At 35.8% G+C, this 20,682-nt stretch carries 21 protein-coding genes; all 21 read right to left on the reverse strand.

Annotated features, from left to right (window positions below; genetic code table 11):
- Positions 1 to 15 precede the first annotated feature (15 nt).
- Positions 16 to 954, reverse strand: a complete 939-nt coding sequence (locus ACFOUV_RS09555) for an MBL fold metallo-hydrolase (protein ID WP_379496529.1) — start codon at positions 952 to 954, stop codon at positions 16 to 18.
- 55 nt (positions 955 to 1,009) lie between these two features.
- The gene (locus ACFOUV_RS09560) at positions 1,010 to 1,417 is read right to left on the reverse strand and encodes an acyl-CoA thioesterase (protein ID WP_379496530.1); all 408 of its coding nucleotides are present in this window, start codon (positions 1,415 to 1,417) and stop codon (positions 1,010 to 1,012) included.
- A gap of 68 nt (positions 1,418 to 1,485) precedes the next feature.
- Positions 1,486 to 2,487: an NADPH:quinone oxidoreductase family protein gene (locus ACFOUV_RS09565; RefSeq protein WP_379496531.1), complete on the reverse strand. Its 1,002-nt coding sequence runs from the start codon at positions 2,485 to 2,487 to the stop codon at positions 1,486 to 1,488.
- 32 nt (positions 2,488 to 2,519) lie between these two features.
- Entirely contained in the window at positions 2,520 to 2,960 is a 441-nt protein-coding gene (locus ACFOUV_RS09570; protein WP_379496532.1) for a hypothetical protein, read from the reverse strand.
- A gap of 10 nt (positions 2,961 to 2,970) precedes the next feature.
- Positions 2,971 to 4,011: a phosphotransferase family protein gene (locus ACFOUV_RS09575; protein WP_379496533.1), complete on the reverse strand. Its 1,041-nt coding sequence runs from the start codon at positions 4,009 to 4,011 to the stop codon at positions 2,971 to 2,973.
- A gap of 51 nt (positions 4,012 to 4,062) precedes the next feature.
- On the reverse strand, positions 4,063 to 5,106 hold the full coding sequence (locus ACFOUV_RS09580; RefSeq protein ID WP_379496534.1) for a phosphotransferase family protein: 1,044 nt from the start codon (positions 5,104 to 5,106) through the stop codon (positions 4,063 to 4,065).
- A 29-nt stretch (positions 5,107 to 5,135) separates the two neighbouring features.
- Positions 5,136 to 5,915, reverse strand: a complete 780-nt coding sequence (locus ACFOUV_RS09585) for an enoyl-CoA hydratase/isomerase family protein (protein WP_379496535.1) — start codon at positions 5,913 to 5,915, stop codon at positions 5,136 to 5,138.
- Between the two features lie 15 nt (positions 5,916 to 5,930).
- A complete protein-coding gene (locus tag ACFOUV_RS09590) occupies positions 5,931 to 6,917 on the reverse strand; it encodes an NAD(P)H-dependent flavin oxidoreductase (protein WP_379496536.1) in 987 nt (328 codons plus the stop codon).
- Between the two features lie 25 nt (positions 6,918 to 6,942).
- Positions 6,943 to 7,719 (reverse strand): enoyl-CoA hydratase, encoded by a 777-nt coding sequence (locus ACFOUV_RS09595; RefSeq protein WP_379496597.1) that lies wholly within the window; start codon positions 7,717 to 7,719, stop codon positions 6,943 to 6,945.
- 77 nt (positions 7,720 to 7,796) lie between these two features.
- Positions 7,797 to 8,933, reverse strand: coding sequence for a CaiB/BaiF CoA transferase family protein (locus ACFOUV_RS09600; RefSeq protein WP_379496537.1), 1,137 nt, complete (start codon positions 8,931 to 8,933; stop codon positions 7,797 to 7,799).
- 33 nt (positions 8,934 to 8,966) lie between these two features.
- Entirely contained in the window at positions 8,967 to 10,118 is a 1,152-nt protein-coding gene (locus ACFOUV_RS09605) for a thiolase family protein (RefSeq protein WP_379496538.1), read from the reverse strand.
- 47 nt (positions 10,119 to 10,165) lie between these two features.
- On the reverse strand, positions 10,166 to 10,594 hold the full coding sequence (locus ACFOUV_RS09610; protein ID WP_379496539.1) for a MaoC/PaaZ C-terminal domain-containing protein: 429 nt from the start codon (positions 10,592 to 10,594) through the stop codon (positions 10,166 to 10,168).
- 98 nt (positions 10,595 to 10,692) lie between these two features.
- Positions 10,693 to 11,463, reverse strand: a complete 771-nt coding sequence (locus ACFOUV_RS09615) for a 3-hydroxyacyl-CoA dehydrogenase (protein ID WP_379496540.1) — start codon at positions 11,461 to 11,463, stop codon at positions 10,693 to 10,695.
- Positions 11,464 to 11,492: 29 nt separating this feature from the next.
- Positions 11,493 to 12,089: a TetR/AcrR family transcriptional regulator gene (locus ACFOUV_RS09620; protein WP_379496541.1), complete on the reverse strand. Its 597-nt coding sequence runs from the start codon at positions 12,087 to 12,089 to the stop codon at positions 11,493 to 11,495.
- A 126-nt stretch (positions 12,090 to 12,215) separates the two neighbouring features.
- Positions 12,216 to 12,998: an enoyl-CoA hydratase/isomerase family protein gene (locus tag ACFOUV_RS09625; RefSeq protein ID WP_379496542.1), complete on the reverse strand. Its 783-nt coding sequence runs from the start codon at positions 12,996 to 12,998 to the stop codon at positions 12,216 to 12,218.
- A 72-nt stretch (positions 12,999 to 13,070) separates the two neighbouring features.
- Entirely contained in the window at positions 13,071 to 14,276 is a 1,206-nt protein-coding gene (locus ACFOUV_RS09630) for an acyl-CoA dehydrogenase family protein (RefSeq protein WP_379496543.1), read from the reverse strand.
- A gap of 74 nt (positions 14,277 to 14,350) precedes the next feature.
- A complete protein-coding gene (locus ACFOUV_RS09635; protein ID WP_379496544.1) occupies positions 14,351 to 15,970 on the reverse strand; it encodes an acyl-CoA synthetase in 1,620 nt (539 codons plus the stop codon).
- Positions 15,971 to 16,035: 65 nt separating this feature from the next.
- Positions 16,036 to 17,160 carry a TRAP transporter substrate-binding protein gene (locus ACFOUV_RS09640; protein ID WP_379496545.1) on the reverse strand — a complete coding sequence of 375 codons (1,125 nt, stop codon included), beginning with the start codon at positions 17,158 to 17,160 and terminating at the stop codon, positions 16,036 to 16,038.
- A gap of 105 nt (positions 17,161 to 17,265) precedes the next feature.
- A complete protein-coding gene (locus ACFOUV_RS09645) occupies positions 17,266 to 18,378 on the reverse strand; it encodes a TRAP transporter substrate-binding protein (RefSeq protein ID WP_379496546.1) in 1,113 nt (370 codons plus the stop codon).
- Between the two features lie 343 nt (positions 18,379 to 18,721).
- The gene (locus ACFOUV_RS09650) at positions 18,722 to 19,837 is read right to left on the reverse strand and encodes a TRAP transporter substrate-binding protein (protein WP_379496547.1); all 1,116 of its coding nucleotides are present in this window, start codon (positions 19,835 to 19,837) and stop codon (positions 18,722 to 18,724) included.
- A gap of 45 nt (positions 19,838 to 19,882) precedes the next feature.
- Entirely contained in the window at positions 19,883 to 20,677 is a 795-nt protein-coding gene (fadH, locus tag ACFOUV_RS09655) for a 2,4-dienoyl-CoA reductase (protein ID WP_379496548.1), read from the reverse strand.
- Positions 20,678 to 20,682: the final 5 nt, after the last annotated feature.

Below are 20,682 nucleotides of genomic sequence, written 5' to 3' on the forward strand. Positions count from 1 at the left end.
ATTCCCCTCCTATTTTTAAATATAATACCAGTATTGATTATTTCTAAGTTCTCGCTCACATTCCCCATTTATTCTAAGTAATTCCAAATGAGCAAGCGTTTCTCCAATAGCAAATCTCGTTTCATGAACGTTCAACTTCCTATTAAACAGTTTTTCATTTGCTTGAAATACTGTACTCCCGTTATGGATAACTTCCAATGTAGTAATTAATCTTTCCTCGTGATGCCTCTTCATTTCAGCTATTCGCTCATTCGCTCCGTAAAATGGCTTTCCGTGTGACGGTATAACAAAATCAACATTTAGCTTCTCAATTTTGTCCAGTGATTTTAAATATGAATCAAGTGGATTAGGGTCTCCATGGAACCAATAGGATATGTTTGGCGTGATTTTTGGTAAAATATGATCTGTAGAGAGCAATGTGTTCTTCTCTTCGTTATAAAATGTCACCATGCCATCAGAATGACCAGGTGTAAATATAACTTCATATTCGTATTTCCCTAATTGAATTTTTTCCCCTTCTTGAAAATAGTGATTAATTTCTGGGTAAGGGGTTACTTGAGTAGTAAAGTCCTCTGTATTTCCTTTCATTTTATTAGATATACTTGATGGGATTCCTACCAACTCGTAATTTTTTGTTAATGTATTTAAAAATTCATCCTCCCAAGATGCCAGACCATTTTTAGCATCAATTTCGGTCATAGATACGTTAGCATTATATTTTTCTTGCAAACCACCTGCATAACCAAAATGGTCGGGATGATAATGTGTTACTAAGATATCTGTAACTTCTTTCCCTTCCAATTCTACTTCCCATCTTTTGACCGTTTCTTTGTTATGAATTCCAGCGTCAATTATTTTCAAACCATGTTCTCCTTCAGCAATAAAGCAATTAACATGGTTAAGTCGAAATGGAAGATCCAACGTAATCATTTTCAATCCATAATCTTTTAACAAAATGGGTCACTTCCCTAATAAATGTTTAGATGCTTTAAATCAGTTTCCATTCTATTTAACTGGTAATTAACCTGCTCTCCAGACGACTTCTAACTTCATGAGGTATTATAGTAGTTTCTTGATTTATATAATCAAAAGCTACTAAAACCGCTGTTCCTTTAGCAATTTTTCTACCTGTCTCTTTATCAGTTAATAGATGGTCAACCGTAAAGCTTTTAGTACCTAATCTACTAACACTCGTTTCTATTTTTAAAGTTTGGGCTGCATAAGCTTGAGATAAATAATCACATGTAACCGCTGCCAAAATAAAATTATTCGCAAGTTCTTTGTCTCCACAGGCTTCATCGAAAAATTTCGTTCGAGCTTCTTCAAAGTAAATTAAATAACTAACATTGTTTACATGCCCTAATGCGTCAGTTTCACTAAAACGCACATATACTTCTATTTGATGGTGATTAATCATTAGGAACCTCCATTAAATAAGCTGCTCATGTAATATACTATTAAATAAAATCCAATTTTCTCTAGTGATTAATGGTTCGGATTTGTATTACTTACTACTAGTTTTCCCCATGATTGTCTATTACCTAAAAGTTCCAACGCTTCTTTCACTTGGTCAAATTGAAATGTTTTATAAATTAACGGTTTAATCTTTCCTTCATTATAAAGTTTCATTAAAGCATCGTGCTCTTTATTTATCGTCGCTTGATCAGTTAACTGCATGAAATATCCCCAATGTACCCCGACAACAGAATATCCTTTTATCAAAATATGGTTAATTGCTACTTCTGGAATCGTTCCACTTGCAAAGCCAATAACTAGAATGCGTCCGTCAAACGCGATACATTTTCTGGAGCGGTCAAATACTTCTCCTCCTACGGGATCATAGATGACATCTGCTCCTTTTCCATTTGTAGCATCTTTAACAATTTTGACAAAGTCTTCATTTAGATAATCAATTACTATATCAGCGCCTAACTCCTTACACACTTTCACTTTGTCTGCACCACCTGCTGTTGCAATGACAAAAGCTCCAGCTGCTTTTCCTAGTTGAATGGCAGAAGACCCAACTCCACCTGCACCAGCGTGAACAAGTAATACTTCACCTGATTTCAAGTTTGCTCTATTGTGAAGTGCATAATAGGATGTATGATACGTTACGAACATGGAAGCCGCTTCTTCCCAGGACATGGAATCAGGAATTGGAAAAACTTTGTTCTCCTTTATTGAAATGTATTCCACTAATCCACCGTTTGGTAAATTTGGTTGAGCGAGCACTCTCTGGCCTACCTTATATTTACTTTCTTCCGCTGCTTCTATAACCGTCCCCGACAATTCAGAGCCGATTGTAAAAGGTAGCGGAGGTTTCTGCTGATATTTTCCTTGACATAATAAAATATCAAAGAAATTAAGTGCAATCGCTTCTACTTTTATAAGGACTTCATTATCACCGATTTTGGGTGTATCTAAATCCTTTTCTAAAGACAACGCCTCACTTGGATCTCCCAATTCCTTCACTAGCCACCCCTGCATGATAATCCCCCTAACTATTCAATAATGACCGATTATCCAACTAATTGTATTTCAATATCTAATTGTTTTCTCATGATCATTCTGCATTCTTCTATAGATTGGGTACTCTTTGGTTCTTGGTATAATGATTTGAGAAGGTTACTTAAAAGACTATTAAGCCCTTCCCATTTATTCATCTCGTCATTCATCTTTTTAATTTTCTGTAGTTCAATTTTGTGGTTTTCTATTTGAGATATAACGTCAGTAGAAAATTTGACACTAATTGAAGCTAGTAATTTAGTTAACTCATCATCTAGTAAACCATTTACTTCTATATAGGGCTTGAGGTTTTGCTCTGAATTTAAATCCACATTCTTTAAAACAGAAACCATTGCAATAGCCTGCTCTTTAGCAACACCAGAATCTAATGACGGGATGATGTCCTCTTTTAGCACCTTGTTAACTAATTTTATCGTATAAGATTTATCAAACATCGATATCACCTCAATAACCGAGAAGTTCGGCTAACATATTTTTCATCAGTGTTAAGCGAAAACCTTGTCTTGCCATGCGTAAGTCGGATGAACCCTCTCTCATAAATGCATGAGCAGCAGACAATGAAATCATTAAAAATTTTAATTGATGATACACTTCAAAATAAAATATCTCTTCCTCGGAGAATTCTGAGTCCGTTTCTCCTTGATAGATAGTAAAGAATTTGTTTTTCTCTATAAGATAAGAGAGTAAAGGAGAATCCATGCGGTTAGCTTTCGCACAAACATATGCTATATCCATTCTTGGGTCGCCGACCTCAGCTGCTTCCCAATCAAGAATTCCCGTGATCTCATCATCTTTATACATAAGATTTCCTGTACGATAGTCATTATGTATGATAGAAAGTGGAACGGGATTAGGTTTATTCACTTTTAACCATTCGATAGCATCTGTTACAATTGGATCGTCTACAAATTTATAGTTTTTATAGATTTTTTCTAACTCTTGAATTTTAGAATCAAGATAATTTTTCACATTTGCTTTCAACATCGATTGGTCAAGTTCTAACGAGTGTACATCTAAGTTGTGTAAACCTGCTAAATACTTCGCAAATTGTGCTGGTATTTCCCCTTTAGCTGCCTTTTCAAAAAAAGCTCTACCTTCTCTTGACCATGGAACATAGCTCGTTCCTTCAATCTTCTCCATAACAAAAAATTCATTTCCTAAAATAGATTTGTCTTTTTCAAAGACATATACTTTAGGAACAGGTAAATTAGAATGCCTATTTAATTTATCTAAAATAGCAAACTGAGGGAATAAATCTTTCTCAGCGGACATTAATCCACCACTTTTTGCTTTTCTTACAACAAAACCTTGATCTTCTTTCATACCCTGATTGTCCCAGCTTAGTGTGAGTACATAAGCTTCATCTGACCATCCACCAGTGGGCTGAAAAAATTCAATGAGCTTTGTATCTTCCTGTTTCAATATATTTTTACTGATATAATTCATTAATACACTTTTTAAATCATGTGTTTGCAAAGTAATCATATTCAGCACCCTTTGCTCCGATTTTAGAAATAGATTGCTATAGGAAAGAGTCTATAGCAACCTATTATTCCGTGCGTCATTGGCCATCTCAATTAAATTCAAAATTCCACTATTTAACGTCGAGAATCGTTCATCTTTCATTTCACCAATTTTCCATCGATGATAGAGCTGTTGCAAGATACCAGCTAATTTATAATAACCAAAAGCAAGATAATAGTTAATATCTGAAACATCCCTACCAGATAATTGTGTGTACTTTTCAAGAAACTCTCTTCTACTGTAAAAACCTTCATAATCCACAACCGATTTGAGGCCCAAATCCGGATCATTATTTTCTACCCAATAGGATAGAGTTGAACCTAAATCAGTAAGTGGATCTCCAATAGTAGCTAATTCCCAATCAAAAATCCCAACTACTTTTCCTGGATCATTTCTGTCAAACATCATATTATTTAATTTAAAGTCATTATGGACAACTGTAATTTCATCATTCGTAGGAATATGATTAATTAACCATTTTTGCAGTTCCTCGATATTCTTTACTTCGTCACCAGTATTAGATTGTTCATAACGTTTAATCCAACCATGGACTTGTCGTGTTAAATAGCCTTCGGGTTTTCCAATATCACTCAGGTTGTTTTTTTCAACATCAACACGTTGCAATTCAATAAGTGTTTTTATTACCGCTTCAGAGATTTGTTCACCGGTTTTGGCTGTTTTTGCAAATTCACTCGGAATATCTTCATCAATGACAACCCCATTCCGCTTTTCCATGACATAGAAATGTTTATCCGTAATTGCAGGATCTTCACAATAAATATAAGGTTTCGGAGCCAAAGGAAATACAGGATGAATTTTCTCTAAAATCCGATACTCTCTTTCCATATCGTGCGCTTTTGGAGGGGTGTATCCAAATGGGGGCCTTCTTAAAACTGCTTCCCATTCTCCCATTTTTATCATATACGTTAAGTTTGAGTAACCTTCTGTAAATTGGCTGATTTCCATTTCATTATCAGGTATTCCATCTATATTACTCCGAATATAGTCTTCCATTTTATCCCAATTTATTTTTAGATCAGCGAGATCTTTTTGCAAGATACATCCTCCTTTCTCAATTTATCCCTTTACTTTCCAGTGAAATTAGGAGAGCGCTTCTCTACAAATGCTTGAATTCCTTCTTTTGCATCTTCTGTTTGGAACATTAATGACTGTGCCATATTTTCCTGCATGATACTTGAATCATGCGTGAATTCACTCGCATGGTTTACTAAATACTTTACAAATCGATTAGAAGTTGGTGGTCCTTCAACGATAAATTGTGCAAATTCAGTTGCATTGTCTACAACATTTCCACCTTCTGACACTTTATTTACAATTCCTTTTTCAAGCATTTCGTCAGCTGTAATTCTTTTTCCTGAAGCAATCCACTCCTTTGCGACTTGGGCTGGAACATTATCAGATAGTAATTTGATTAAACCTAAATCTGGAGTTAAACCAATATTCCGAAAACTAGAAATGAATTTGGTGTTTTTATCAGCTACAACAAAATCTGATGCTAACGCTAAGCTAAAGCCAGCTCCTGCAGCAAAACCGTGAACTGCAGTAACTACAAATTTATTCATGTCTAATATTGTCTTTGTTAAAGCAGCTGTCTCTTGCATCGAATCCATCATTTCTTTCGGACCAGCTCCAGGGCTCATCGAATCAATGTCCCCCCCTGCACAGAATGCTTTTCCTTCTCCTGATAAAATAACAGTTTTAATATCATCATCTCGATCTGCATCTTTAAGTGCGGAAATCAAAGAAGAAACCAAATCTCCCGATAATGAATTGAGCTTATCTGGTCTATTCATTGCAAGATAAGCAATTTTCCCTTTTTTATCCACTTTCAAAACTTCCGTCATTTAAGTTCACCTCATTTATTTTTGTACTGTTTTCAAAGCCTTTTCCGAAACCTGTTGAATTGCATTATTATAATCTCGCTTTAACTCTTCTACAACTTCTGTTACAGTTTGAATTTTATTAATTGGAGCCGTACCTTGCCCAGCACCCCAAATATGTTTCCAAGCCTTTACTTCCTCATTTCTCAAGCCTGAGAAATCAATTTCATCTTTCTTTTTCAAGTTTGCCGGATCCAAACCTTCTTTTGTAATACTTGGGATAAGGTAATTCGCATTAATACCACTAAATGCATCTGTATAAATAATATCTTCTATTGATGATTCTAAAACCATTTCTTTGTATTCATCTTGTGCCATACTTTCTTCTGTTGGGATAAATCGAGTACCCATATAAGCATAATCCGCTCCCATAATTTCTGAAATTAAAATATCTTCACCCATAGACATCCCACCAGATAAAGCAATTGGTCCATCAAAAAACTCTCTTACTTCATGAACAAATGAAATTGGGTTATATGTTCCAGCATGACCACCAGCTCCATTTGCAACAAGAACGAGACCATCTGCACCTTTTTCAATTGCTTTTTTAGCAAATTTAACATCAATTACGTCAGAGAATACAATTCCTCCATATTCCCGAACAATTTCAACAACTGGTCCTGGATCACCTAAAGAAGTAATTACTACTGGAGGCTGATACTTTTTTATTAATTCCAAATCCTCAACATATCGTTTGTTCGAGCGATGAACGATGAAGTTAACTCCCCACGGTGCAATCTTTTTACCAGGGTTTTCTATTGCCAATTTATCTAATTCTGAAGTTATTTCAATCATCCAATCTTCTAATATTTCATCTGTTCGTGCATTAAGAACTGGAAAAGTTCCAATTACCCCTGAAGCACATGAGTTTATAACCATTTGTGGGCTATTAATCAAAAACATTGGTGCAACAATAACTGGTAAATCTACTGCATTCTTAATTCTTTCGATTGCTTCTTTACGCATAGTTCATTCTCCTCCACCTTTTATTTTACTTATGTGTAAAAACAGGTTTTCTTTTTTCTATAAAGGCACTTACTCCCTCTTTCGCATCGTCAGTTACAAATAGCGTATTAAATAATTCTTTTTCCATTTCTAAGCCTGCTTCTATCGGCTGTTCACTTCCGACGTTTACTAATTGTTTAATACGGCTTAGAGATTGAAGTGATTGTCTAGACAATTTACCAGCTAACTTTTCTGCTGCTTCCATTCCTTCACCTTTTGCAACTACTTTATTAACAATCCCTAATCTCTGCGCTTCATTTGCATCTACTGGTGAACCTGTAAACATCATCTCTTTTGCTTTAGAAGCCCCAACTAGTCTTGGTAAACGTTGTGTTCCACCAGCCCCTGGAAGTAACCCTAAATTAACTTCAGGTAATCCAACTTGTGCATGATCCTCTGCTATTCTTATATCACATGTAAGTGCCAGCTCTAATCCACCACCAAGAGCAAAACCGTTTAGAACAGCAATCGTTGGTTTAGGTAAATTTTCTATCATATTAAAAACTTTATGTGTATCAACTTCTGGCTCTTTAGATGGATCTCTATCGGGGAATTCTTTTATATCCGCACCTGCCATAAAAGCTTTATCTCCATCGCCTGTTAGAATAATAGAAATTACTTCATCGTCATCTTTTAATTGTTTGAAAACGGTATCAAGTTCCTTTGTTACTTGTTGACTTAACACATTCATTGGTGGATTTTCAATGACAACCGTTGCCACTCCATTATTTTTACTTACGGATAATAATTCAACCATGTTTATCTCCCTCTCTTAATTACTTCATTAATAAATGATAGGGTTTACATCTTTATTATCGATATATGTAAACCCCATTTATATTATTTCGATATACCTATTTCACTGAGAATTTCATCTGTATGTTCTCCCAGTTTAGGAGCTTGGTGTCTTATTTCACCAGGAGTCTCGGATAACTTTATTGGTATCCCTATTTGTTTCATTGTGCCATGTTCATCATGATGAACATTTTTAATCATATCTCTCGCCTGCACTTGTGGATCATTAACCATGTCTTCAAAAGAATTTACTGGCGCTACACAAGTGTCAACGTGTGAGAATGTTTCCATCCATTCAGCTTGTGTTTTCTGCCCAATAATCTCTTGTATTTCTTTTTTCATTTTATCTTGAACATCTCTAGGAGCTAATACATCGGGTATAAAATCTTCTCTACCGATTGCTTGGCAGAAATCATTCCAAAATTTTGGTTCGAGTGCACCAACCGAAAGCCACTTTTCATCTTTTGCTTGGTAGACCTCGTAACAAGCTAGCTTGCCACTTAAAACCATATCTCCTCTTTCTGGTTGTTCATTCGTAACAAGGAAATCCGGTAAAGTTGTTTGCATCCAACTAATGACGTTATCCATCATAGAAATATCTACCATTTGCCCTTTACCTGTATTTGTTCTACCCAGTAACGCAAGTAAAATTCCGATTGTTGCAGGTAACGCACCGCCACCAACATCAGCTATTTGCGTTGCAGGAATTACAGGTCGACCACCGTGCTCACCCATCAAATTCAGTAAACCTGCATAACTAGTATAATTTACGTCATGCCCTGGATAATCAACATATGGACCCGTTTGCCCATAACCGGTTATCGCACAATAAACAAGACGCGGATTAATTTCTTTTAATGTTTCATAATCAAGTCCTAATCGCTTCATAACTCCCGGACGGAAGGACTCTACTAAAACATCTGCTCCTTCAACAAGCTTAAGAAAGTTTTCCTTACCCTCCGCTGATTTTAAGTCTAAGCAGACACTTTTTTTGTTACGATTCAAAGAGTGAAAAAAGGCGCTATCTTCATCTATTTTTGTTTCTTCTGCTCTTGCATAATCTCCAATAGTTGGTTCTTCAATTTTAATCACTTCTGCTCCAAAATCTGCGAGCTGCATCGTACTAAATGGGCCTGGAAATAATCGAGATAAGTCCAAAACCCGAGTAGAAGTAAGTGGCATTATGAATCACTCCTTTCACACAGAATAAATAAATCAATCTAATCTTTCAATAATCGTTGCATTGGCCATTCCGTGACCTTCACACATTGTTTGCAAGCCGTAACGACCGCCTGTTCTATCCAGTTCACTCATCATCGTAATCATTAGACGACCACCACTTGCACCTAGTGGGTGACCCAAAGCAATAGCACCCCCATTAGGATTTAATTTCTTAGGATCTGCACCAGTATCTTTTAACCAAGCCATTGGAACAGATGCGAATGCTTCATTTACTTCAAAAATATCAATATCATCAATCGATAATCCTGATTTTTCTAATGCTTTCTCTGTTGCGGGAATCGGACCTGTAAGCATTAATGTTGGATCAGAACCAACGACTGAACGAGTGTGAACTTTAAATCTTGGTTTTAATCCAAGTTCTTCCGCTTTCTCACGTGACATTAAAAGAATTGCATTTGCACCATCGCTAATTTGACTAGAGTTACCTGCAGTAATATTTCCATCTTCTTTAAATGCAGGTTTTAAAGTAGCTAATTTTTCAACGTTTGTGTTTTCTCTTGGTCCCTCGTCTTCTTTTAGAACTGTCTTCGTACCATCAGGCAACGTAACTTCTATTGGCATAATTTCTTTTTCGAAACGACCTTCATTTCGAGCTTTGATCGCTTTTTGGTGACTTTCATATGAGAATTGATCCATTTCTTCACGAGAAAAACCCCACTGATCTGCAATTCGGTCAGCAGATAGTCCTTGATTAATCATTTCATATTTCGATGTTAGTTCTTCACTAAATTGAACGTCTCCTCTATTTGAACCCATTGGCTGACGAGACATATTTTCAATACCTGCTGCAACAACAACATCCATGTCGCCACTAATAATCGCTTGTGCAGCAAAGTGAACTGCTTGTTGACTTGATCCACACTGTCTATCAATCGTTGTCCCTGGTACTTCAATTGGATATCCAGCTTGTAATGCTGCTACTCTAGCGATATCAATCGACTGCTCTCCCACTTGAGAAACGCACCCCATAATGACATCTTCTACTAAACTAGCATCTATTCCAGCTCTCTTAACTACTTCAGATAATGGCTTTGCTGCCAAATCTTCTGCACGGACTCCACTTAAAGCCCCATTTCTTTTTCCTACTGGTGTTCTTACCATTTCAACAATAACTGCTTCACGCATATTCATTACCTTCTCTCATTATTTTTTTGAAACCCCTTACAAAACTTTTAAACAGCTAGTAAAATCTTTGTTTTCACTGTAAGCACTTCTTGTTTTTCTTGATTTTTAATACTAACTCCTAGGCTTACAATCCCTCTTTGTTTATCTGAAAGTAATCTCTTATCTGTAATAGTATATTCACCAACCAAGGTGTCATTAGGTCTTACTGGAACCTTCCACTTTATTTCATCAATTCCAAGACCTCCTAAACAATCCCTACCTAGTACATCCATCCGAATAAAGTTTGCCCATACTGCATTCATCGAATAAAAACCAGAAGCTATCAATGATCCGAATGGACTTTCTTTTGCAGCTTCTTCATCTAGATGAAAATATTGTGGGTCATACTTTTCGGCGTATTCCATCATATCATTTTTATCTGTAATGACTTCATTCGTCTTGTAGATATCTCCAATTGTAAATTCGTCAAATTTCAATTTAATAGCACCTTCTAATTAGTCTTTAAATTAACGTGATTAAAAATTTTCAGAAAAATTACCCCGTGCTAATTCTAAAGTATAAACAGATTAAATTCTTATTTAGGCTGCATACGAATTGCGCCATCTAGACGAATTGTTTCTCCATTTAACATTGGGTTTTCGATAATGCTTTGCGCTAACTGCCCAAACTCCTCTGGATAGCCTAATCTAGGCGGGAAAGGAACCATTGCCCCTAAAGCTTCTCGAACTTTATCTGAAGCTGTAGCAAATAATGGTGTTTCAAATAGCCCTGGTGCAATCGTAAGTACTCGAATACCGAGAGATGATAAATCTCTAGCAATTGGTAATGTCATACCAACAATGCCGCCTTTAGAAGCACTATAAGCAACTTGGCCAATTTGTCCATCAAAAGCTGCAACAGAAGCGGTATTGATAATGACGCCTCTTTCTCCTTTGTCATTCGGCTCATTTTCACTCATCTTTTCTGCTGCAAGACGAATTGCATTAAATGTTCCAATTAGATTTACTTGAATTACTTTATTAAAACTACTCAAATCATGAGGGCCTCTTTTACCACTATATGTTTTTTCTGCAGCACCGATCCCAGCACAGTTTACTAGAGTGTTAATACTACCAAATTTATTTACTGCCGTTTCCATTGCAGCTTGCACACTTTCTTCATTTGTTACATCTGTTTTAATAAAAATAACATTTTCTCCCAATTCCTCGACTAACTTGTTTCCCAGCTCCTCTTGTAAATCTAGAATAGCTGCCTTTCCACCGTTAGATACGATGTTTCTCAATGTAGCTTCCCCTAAACCAGAAGCGCCTCCTGTAATTACCGCTGAAACTTGATTTAACTCCATCTTCATTCCCCTTTTCTATTGTGCAATATTTATTTTGGATCCTTAATAAGGATTCTCAACAGATAATTAGAAATAGCCTCAGCTAATTCACTCTTGCTTTTGCTACCTTTTGGTGAATACCAATCAATCATATAGTTCATGGCGCCTAAAATGATATTTCTCACAAGCCTTATGTCTATCTCCATAAATTCGCCATCTTCTATTCCTTGCTTGATTAAATCATCAAAATATTTACTATACTTCTCTCTTAACTCTAAAATATCATTTAATTGTTCCTCAGCAAATAGTTGTTCAGGTCTTGCACCCATAGTAAATCCTGTCCGCTCCGAAATTAAATACTCCATATGAATAATCATTGTTGCGTCTAATTTTTCTACAGGAGGTAAATCTTCAAATACTACTTTTTCTATATTTGCGATACTCTGTTCCAATAACATTTTTTGACTTTCAAATAATAAATCTTGCTTATCTTTGAAATAATAGTATACGGAACCTTTTGTCATTAATAACTTTGCTGCAATGTCTTCCATTGTTGTTGCATGGTATCCTTTTTCAGAAATAATACTTAATGCAGATTGAATGATTTCTTCTTTTTTCTTTTCTGCTTTCTTTTGGCGTAGTGACAATTTACATCCACTTCCTTATGTTATATTCTTAGTAGTTACTATTATTCTAAATATTCATTTTTTGAATGTCAAGTCAAATACGAATAAAAAGAAAAAATAATAACTACAATACACATTCAAAGCCCTTTATACGCCCTTAAAACGTGGTTTTCTTTTTTCAAAAAAAGCTTTCACACTTTCTTCATGGTCATCTGTTGTAAACGAAATTGCTTGAGCCATCGATTCCATAAAAAGGATATCTTCTAGAGATGATTCAAACGACTGATTAAGCATTGTTTTTGTTAATCCAACTGAATAGCCAGTATTATCTCTAATATTTGAGGCAAATTCCCATGCTCTATTCATTAGTTCTTCTTTGTTTGTTACTTCTAAACAAATACCATATTGCTTTGCCTCATTAGCAGTAATATTTCGCCCAGAGAATACTAATTCTTTAGCCCGCTGTAAGCCAACTAATCTCGGTAAATAATATAATCCTCCTAAGTCAGGAACGAGCCCCATTTTATTAAATCCCATATTAAATGTTGCGTTTTCAGAAGCAATTACAAAATCACATGATATTGCTAAACTCAAACCAGCACCAACTGCAAAACCATTCACTGCAGCGATTGTTGGTTTTTCAAGGGATGCTAAATCTTTATAGTATTGAATAGAACTTGTCATGAAGTCCCTTCCAACACCAGCATTTGAAATATTTGGGAAGCTTTTAATATCTCCACCTGCATTAAACGCTTTTCCTTTACCGGTTAATATAACGGCTCTTACAGCCGCTTCACTTTTCACTTGGTCTAAAACATCCGTTAACCCTTCTATAATCTCGATGGACAAAACATTCATCTTTTCAGGCTGATTTAAAGTAATCGTCGCGATATTATCTTTTATATCCAATAAAACAGCATTACTTTCCAATGATAAACTCTCCTCACTTTGAATTAAAACTCAATATGCCACTTTTCTTGAAAAAGTGGCATATATTTTCATTTAAAAATTAGCTGGATCCCAGAATTCCCCATTTTTATAGCTACGCAAAATTCTTTTTGCAATAGAAGCAGTATGAACTTCATCTGGACCGTCATAAATTCTCGCATAACGTGCTTCACGATACATTTTCTCTAAAGGTGTGTCCGCTGTTACACCTAAAGCTCCATGCACTTGAATCGCTCGATCTACTACATTATGAAGAACTTCTGCTCCATATACTTTAATCATTGCAATATCAACCCGTGCCTCACTACCTTCATCAATTTTTATAGCAGCCTCAAACGTCATCAAGCGAGCTGCTTGAATTTCCGTAGCTGAATCTGCAATAAATTTCTGAATCATTTGTTTATCAGACAATAGCGATCCGTGTGCATAGCGATTAAGCGCTCTTTCGCACATAAGATCGAAAGCTCTTTGTGCTTGTCCTAACCATCTCATAGAGTGATAGATTCTTCCTGGTCCTAGTCGTTTTTGAGCAATAAGAAATCCTTCACCACGGTTACCTAATATATTTTCTTTTGGTACTCTCACGTTTGTCAGTCGAATTTCACAATGATTTCCACCAGCGTGACCCATTGTTGGTACTACTCGAACAATCTCATAACCAGGGGTATCTGTAGGCACAACAATCATTGAGGATCTTTTATGACGTTGTTCCTCATCTGGTTCTGTCACACAAAACATCGTTGTAAATGCAGCCTTATTAGCACCTGTTGTAAACCATTTATGAGCATTGATTACCCATTCGTCCCCGTCAAGAACCGCTGTCGATTCAATTAACGTTGGATCCGAACCAGCTATATTAGGCTCTGTCAAACCAACAGATGGATTAATTTCCCCATCGACCAACGGATACAACCATTTTTTCTTTTGCTCTTCTGTACCATAGAGGTTTAACATCGTCCCATCTTGCGCAGTGTGGGTGCCTAGTGCCACCATCGCCGCTTCTGAACGACCGACAATTTCATTAACATACACGTAATCCATGAATGGTAAACCACCGCCACCAACATCTTTAGGTAAACCTAGGGCCCAAATGCCTTCTTTTTTTGCTAGTTTTTGTACTTCTTTAAGTACCCTAGTTCCTTCTTCTCCACCCTCTACGATTACGTTTTCAACAGGTATGACTTCTTTCTCAATAAAGTTCCTGACTTTACTTCTGAGTTCCCTAACATTCTCGCTCATTTGGAATTGCGATTTACTCAACAAAATCCCCTCCTGTAGTGTAATTTTCAAACCAATAAAAGTGAATTAAATCGGATATCAAAAAGGTTTATTAATCAATTTCTGCTATTTGCTCTTTGTTTTAATAGAAAACGCTGAGTTTTCCCACTTTGTGTTTTAGGAAATTCCTCAATGAACTCAATTTCTCTTGGATATTGATGTTTTGATAGCTTACTCTTAACAAATTCACTCAATTCCTTTGATAATTCTTCTGTAGAATCGAATGACTTCTGTAATACAATAAATGCTTTCACAATTTCTCCTTTTACTTTATCTGCCTTTCCAACTACTGCAGCTTCTAAAACAGCAGGGTGGTCCATTAGAGTTGCCTCTACTTCTGTCGGCCCTATACGATAACCCGAGCTTGTAATCACGTCATCCGCTCTTCCTTGGAACCAAAAATAACCATCTTCATCTTGCAATGCTAAATCACCAGATAATATCCAATTACCAAACACTTTCTCCTGTGCTTTCTTTTCATTATTCCAATAACCCATAAATTCAAAGTTATCATCAATTGCTAATGCAATTTGTCCTACTTCTCCTTGCTTTACTTCTTCACCTTTTTCATTAATAAGACCTACTTTAAATCCTGGTAAAGGTAATCCCATTGAACCTGGCTTCACTTTCATATCAGTTATATTGTAGTTATTTAACATCATACCTATTTCCGTTGCACCATAATGGTCATAGATAGCTCTACCAAAATTCTTTTCAAAATACCGCACAACTTCAGCATCCAAAGGTTCTCCAGCACTACTAAATTTTTTGGTGTTAATATCATATTCTTTCAATAGCTCGGGTCCCTCTGCCATCATTAAACGATAAGCAGTTGGAATATAACTAAAGTTTGTCACCTTATACTTTTCAAGAATATAGAAAATTTGTTTAGGTATAAAAGGGCCTTTATAAACAACTGTCTTTTGTCCTAAACTAAGTGGTCCAAATGTACATGCTAACAGTCCATTTGACCAACCCAAATCTGCTGCTCCAAAGAATACGTCACTTTCATCGATATCAAGTGCATACCTCAAGTACGGATATAGATAATACAGGCCTTTATGGGCTGCTATTGAACCTTTTGGTAAACCTGTTGATCCAGAGGTATACTGAATGACACTCGGTTCCAATCCTATTATCTTCTCAATTTCGAAGTTTGTTGATTGAGAATCAACAAACTCCCAAAATGTTTTTCCATCAATTTTCTCATCAACTAACAATATTTGAAAGTCAAATTCTAATTCCTCTAATTTTTTTGTTTGTTCACTATTAGTTAACAACAAACTTATGCCACTGTCAGATGTTCGATGTGCTAGTGCATCAGGTCCGAACGCTGTGAATAGAGGAACATAAATTGCTCCTATTTTCCATGTTGCTAGAATAGTAATAACTAAATCCATATCTTTTGCTAGTAATCCTGCAACTCTATCACCTTTTTTAATACCCAATGAGCGTAACGCATTTGCCATCTGATCTGATTTTTCTTTTAGCTTTGAATAGGTCCATACTTCCTCATTACCTTTTTCATCTTCCCAATATATAGCTATACGATCAGGGTCTTTAGCCCAACGATCACAAGCCTCATGTGCCATATTAAATACTTCATCCGGATTGCCACTGTAGTGTTTCTTAACTTTATCCCACGAAAAGTCTTTTAGGATTTGTTCATATTTCATTAACTTACACTCCGTATCCAGAATATTTTTAGTTCTATTAATATATTGCTTGTTAATCAGAATTATTACCTATAGCTATCTACATATTCCTCATAAGAAAATTCTCCAGACTCATCTAATTCCTCTATTGTCTTTAACAAAATATCTACCATTTGCTTTGTACGATCATTTTGTTTTCCAAAATTCTTCCAATATGTTTCTTTGCTTATTTCTCTTAATTCATTGTAATCTTCTTCGTTCATCTCAACTACCTCAACACCATTTTCTTCTGCAAATTGAATACCGCTTTGTGTATATTGTTTTGATATTCCAAGTGTTTCTGCTTCGACTTCTTTCGACACCTCTAAAATGATTTCTTGAATATCACTAGGTAAATCATCCCAAGTGCTCTGACTAACTGCTATTCCAGAAATTGCTGGATCTACTTCACCAGGGATAGTCACATAATCAACAACTTCATGAAGATTGTGCACATCAAGTGTGTAATATGGGAAAGTGATTCCATCAATCGTTCCTCTTAATAATGATTCATAATATTCAACAAATGAAACTGATGCTATTCCGGCTCCTAAAGAAGAATAATAATCAGCTATATTCGGAGAAGGTCCACTGAGTACAGTTCCAGAAAAATCATCTTTTTTAGCAATTGGAGTATTCGACATATAACCCGCTGCAGAACTATAATAAATGTGTAACGGCTTTACTCCATATTCACCTAAAGCTTCTGCATACAAATCCCCAAATTCTGTTTCATTTAGTAAATGACTTAATGACTCTTCACCTTGAAAAGCATATGGTAAAGAACCCCAATCACTTTCCGGAATCTTATCAGCCCATGCAGCATGGGAAAATACTTGCAAATCAATGGTTCCACGCGCTAAGGCGTCTAATGCTTCTGATTGCCCCGCTAACTGATTGTTATAAAAGATTTCAATTTCCACTCTACCATCCGTTCGCTCTTCAACTCTTTCAGCAAATCCAATAGTAGCAACTGCAGCTGGTGACTCTAAATCCGCATGCGGTGAATTAATTGAGTTCAATTTTAGTTTATAAACTTCTTCTTTACCTTCTACGGCTTCTACAGTATCTTCACCTTCTGAAGTTGTTGAAGTATCATCCGAACAAGCAACTATTATAAATAGAAATGATATGGCCATAATTGTAAGAGTCATTTTAATTAATCTTTCCATAATGCTCACCTCAAGTTTTATGTTTAATTTCCTGTATATACTTAAAAGTCTATTTCGTTGTACATTAATCAAAATCTGTTCTTACCTAATAAATTTAGTTCATTTTTATTTGTAATTTTCCAAATATTTTTCGTAAGGTTGTAGATCTGACTTTTCAATATCTTCTATTGTGTCTATTAATATATCCACCATTTCTTTTGTTCTCTCATTTTTCTCTGCAAATTTCGACCAATAAGTCTCCCTACTAATTTCTCTTAATTCATTATAATCTTCTTTTGACATTTCAATTACTTCAATACCATTATCTCTAGCAAACTGTACACCACTTTTTGTGTATTCTTTTGATATTTCCATAGTTTCTTGCTCTATTTCCATCGAAACTTCTAAAATAATCTCTTGTATATCACTCGGTAACTTATCCCATGTGCTAGAACTAACTACAACACTAGCAAGAGCTGGATCTACTTCACCTGGTACTGTGATATAATCAACCACCTCAGATAAGTTATAAGTCTCGAGTGAATAATATGGAAAAGTAACCCCATCGATTGTTCCTCTTAGTAATGATTCATAATAATCCGCAAAAGATACCGATGCTATACCTGCTCCCATTGATGAATAAAAGTCTGATATATTTGGGGACGGAGCACTAAGCACTACTCCAGAAAAATCATCGGGTTTTGCTATAGGTTTAGTTGTTAAATATCCTGCAGCAGAACTATGATAAAAGTGGAGTGGCTTTACACCATAATCCTCAAAAGCCTCTGTATACAATTCACCAAATTTTGTCTCATGAACTAAATGATGCAAATATTCTTCACCTTGGAAAGCATAAGGAAGGTTCCCCCAATCGCCTTCAGGAATTCGATCTGCCCAAGCTACTGGAGAAATCACTTGAAAGTCGATGGTTCCACGAGTTAACGCTTCCAGTGATTCTGATTGACCTGCTAACTGATTATTAAAATAGACTTCAATTTCAACTCGCCCATCGGTTCTTTCTTCTACTCTCTCTACAAATTCAACTGTCCCATGATGTGAAGGGGTGCCCTCAACCGCTGGGGCATTTTGAGAGTTCATTGTTAGCTTATAAACTTCATTTTCAGTTCCTTCACTAGCTTCACTATCTTCAGCTGGAGCTTCTTCACTACAAGCAACTAATATACAAAGAATTAAAATACTCATGGTTGTTGATATAATTTTCGTGAATTTACTACTCATCTGACAACCCCATTCTCATTTATTTAATTCATTTATAAATCCCAACTTCAGTTTCCCAAATATACATTTTAAATTATGAACTCTCCTTGATGATTCTATTCATTTACAAAGTGAATTTACATATTGCATCTTGGGCACTGTCGATAGCTCTATCCCTCTCATTAGAGGGATAATTAACAAACAACGTTAATAAAATCAAATACTTTTGGATGCTAATTCCTGTTTTCTTTACATTTTCAAAACCCCATTTAATTTATCTAACTGAGAAAAACATGTTTTATTGTCCTTCAATTAACCAATTGAAGTGATTAATTATTAAATGTTTTGCTCTCATTTACTAATATCATCTATAGATTTCTAAATAATCATCATATGATCTGCCACTAGATTCCTCATACTCTTCTATTGCTCCTACCAGTGCATCTACCATTTTAGCTGTTCGTTCGTTTTGTTGGGCAAAATCTTCCCAATATGTTTCTTTACCTTTTTGTCTTAATTCATTATAAGCTTCTTCCGTCATCTCAATAACTTCAATACCATTTTCTCTTGCGAACTCAATACCACTTTTTGTGAACTCTTTTGACAGCTCCATTGTTTCTTGCTCAATTTCCATTGCTACGTCGTAAACAATTCCCTGTAAATCTGCAGGTAATTTATTCCAAGCTTCAAGACTAACTACCATCATAGAAAGGGCAGGGTCTACTTCTCCTGGAACAGTTATATAATCAACAACTTCATGTAATCCATATGTTTCAAGTGAATAATATGGGAAAGTAATCCCATCAATCGTCCCTCTTAGTAGAGCTTCATAATAATCTGCAAAAGAAACAGAGGCAACCCCGGCTCCTAAGGAAGAATAATAATCTGATACTTTAGGAGATGGACCACTAAGCACCACACCTGAAAAATCATCTGCACTCGCAATAGGTTTAGTAGTCAAATAGCCAGCAGATGCTGTATGAAAATAATGCAATGGTTTTACACCATAATCTTCTAACGCTTCATGATATAGTGATCCAAATTCAGTCTCACGTAAAAGATGTTGTACAAACTCTTCACCTTGAAAAGCGAACGGTAAATTTCCTCCGTCACCTTCTGGAATTCTATCAGCCCAAGAAACTGGAGAAGTAACTTGAAAATCAATTGTTCCTCTTGCCAATGCATCCAATGATTCAGATTGACCAGCTAATTGATTATTATAAAACACTTCAATTTCTACTCTACCATCGGTTCTTTCATTTACACGTTCTATAAAACCAACCGTCCCAAGATGCGTTGGTGTTCCTTCCACAGCAGGTGTTAACTGAGAGTTCATCGTCAATTTATAAACTTGTTCATCATTTTCTTCAGCATTTACTTCTCCTTCTGAAGATGAAGTTTCATTATTTCCACATGCAACTAATAACAACATAAATGCGATACCCATTATTATTGTTATAATTCTATTATGTTTTTTCATGACCCACCTCTATTTTTATGTTTTTATTTAAAATGATTACTTAAATTAATTAACCGAAGCACCTTTACTTAAATGACTCAAAAAGTCAACTTGTGCTAAATGCTCTCCCGCATCAATATTAATACACTCGCCATTAATATATTCAGCTTGTGGAGAAGATAAGAAATACGCAATACCTGCCACTTCTTCCAACTTTGCAAATCTTCCTAATGGAACATTCTTGACAGCTTGCTTGTAAGATTCCTCTGTTGGCATCAATCTTTTTACTCCTTCTGTATCATCAATCCCACCTGGAGCAATACAATTTACACGAATTCCATATTTCTTTCCCCATTCTACGGCCAATGTCTTACTCATTGCCAATACCCCTGCCTTCGCTGATGTCGAATGAACAACGCCTGGGACTCCACCTGGCCATGGTGCAACAATATTTAAAATCGATCCTTTGGTGCCATCCTTAATCCATTGTTTAGCAACTGCTTGAGAACAAAACCATGTGCCATTTAATACAATTTCAACGACCGACTTCCATCCATTTGGACTAAGGTCTTCAGAATCAACAATAAAATTACCCGCAGCATTATTAATTAGTAAGTCAATACGTCCAAACTTTTCAATTGTTGCATCAACCATATTTTTTACAAGCTCTGGCTCTCTAACATCCATACCATATGTCAGTACTTGATTATCAAATGTTTCAATTTCCTTCTTCGCATTTTCAAGTTTTTCAACTGTTCTACCTGAAATGACTACATTCCATCCTTCATTTACATATTTCTCGGCCATTCCTTTACCTAAACCACTTCCACCACCAGTTATTACAACAACTTTTCTATCCATTATTG

Origin of the sequence: Oceanobacillus longus, assembly GCF_042650085.1 — a bacterium.
In the GTDB taxonomy this organism is placed as follows: Bacteria; Bacillota; Bacilli; order Bacillales; family Amphibacillaceae; genus Oceanobacillus; species Oceanobacillus longus.